The organism is Bernardetia sp. (genome assembly GCF_020630935.1).
In the GTDB taxonomy this organism is placed as follows: Bacteria; Bacteroidota; Bacteroidia; order Cytophagales; family Bernardetiaceae; genus Bernardetia.
Genome location: NZ_JAHDIG010000036.1, coordinates 35,939 through 37,593 on the forward strand (window position 1 = coordinate 35,939; position 1,655 = coordinate 37,593).

The 1,655-nt window shown below is 36.2% G+C and carries 2 protein-coding genes; both read right to left on the minus strand.

Annotated elements, in window-relative coordinates; genetic code table 11:
* Positions 1-1,240 (minus strand): multicopper oxidase domain-containing protein (locus QZ659_RS11400; protein ID WP_291725945.1); only part of this gene is annotated, 1,240 nt, incomplete at its 3' end.
* An 83-nt stretch (positions 1,241-1,323) separates the two neighbouring features.
* A partial coding sequence (locus tag QZ659_RS11405; protein ID WP_291725946.1) for a four-helix bundle copper-binding protein occupies positions 1,324-1,655 on the minus strand: 332 nt, incomplete at its 5' end.

Sequence of the window (1,655 nt, forward strand, 5' to 3'; positions counted from 1 at the left end):
TCATATTTCCCATACTTCCGTGTCCCATTTTCATGTCCATCCCCATTCTGTTCATATCTTCCATTAAAATATCGTGATTGGTAGGAGCATTTTTACTTGTGTAAAAACCATCTTCCATTCTGTTTTGAGGAGCTTTACCCATTTTCATTTTGGGCATCATCTTCATCATATCTTTCATTTCATTTACCAATCCGAAATAATCTACTGGAGGCAAATCTTCTGCTGCTTGTTCTTTTCCATCGCCCAACCAAACTGAAGTATGTTTGTATCTATCCCAAGAAGTAGCACGAAATTCATACTTTGTATTTTCTTTATTTTTTGGAATAGAAACTTCAATATCATACGTTTCTGCTGTGGCAATGAGTAATTTATCTACTTCAACTGGCTCAACTTCTATTCCATCGGCAGCTACGATTTTCATTTTTCCACCAGCAAAATGTAACCAAAAATGAGAAGATGCCGAACCGTTGATAATTCTTAGTCGTATGGTTTCCCCAGCTTTTAAGTCTGTAATTTCTTCTTTTACTTTTCCATTTGCCAAAAAAGCATCGTAATACACATCTGCCAAATCCATATCAGGCATTCGTTTCCACTCCATCCATAATTTTGCACCTAAATTTCCTGTTGTTATAGCTTTTCCATAACTCTGAATGGCATTTCTCTGAATAGCATACCAATCGGTATGGCGTTTTAAAAGACGAAGAACGTTATTCGGATTTTGGTCAGTAAAATCTGATAGTACAATGACTTTTTCTTTTGTTTGTATAGGCTCTTTTGGAGCAATAGAAATTCCTCCATACAATCCCTTTTGTTCTTGAAACATGGTATGCGAATGATACCAATATGTTCCGTTTTGAATAATTGGAAACTTAAAAACATGTGTTTCTCCAGCCTTGATGAGCTTGGTAGTTAGAAGGGGAACTCCGTCTTCTTTATTGGGTAAAATCAGACCATGCCAATGGAAAGATGTTGTTCCTTTTGTGTTGTTTTGTACATAAATAATTGCTGTATCGCCTTCTGTAAAATACAATGTTGGGGCTGGAATTTGTCCATTAGTTGTGAGCATTTTAGCCTTTTTGCCTGCTATTTCCATTATGGTATCACTTACATGGAGATGATAAACCACAGTTTTGTTTTTGACTTTTTGACTAGAATGACTTTGATGGTTATGATGATGCTGTGCTAGTATTTTTTGGCTACAAAACAACAGAAGAAATAAAAGTAGTAGTTGATTTTTCATAATCGGAACAGGTAAAAGGTTAAAAAATAATCATTAGCGAAATAGTATAAAATCGCTAATGATTTGAATTTTGCATATCAAAACTAAGCTGCCATCTTACGACACTCTTCTGCACATTTACGGCACGATGCTGCACATTTTTTACAATGCTCGTGGTCGTGTTGCTCACACTGCTCAGCACACCATTCACAAATTTCGGCACAGATACGACAATAGTCTTTTGCCCATTTGCTATCATTTGTCATGGCTTTGATACAAACTAAGCACGAGTCGACACACTCAATACAACAGCGAGGACAATCGTTCATACTTTCTTTAGTTGCCATTTGATACAGACAGTTTTGACAGTCAATAAGGCATTGCTGACAGGCTTCGATACAAGATTGATAGGTTGAGTTCATAGTAATTTGAGTTT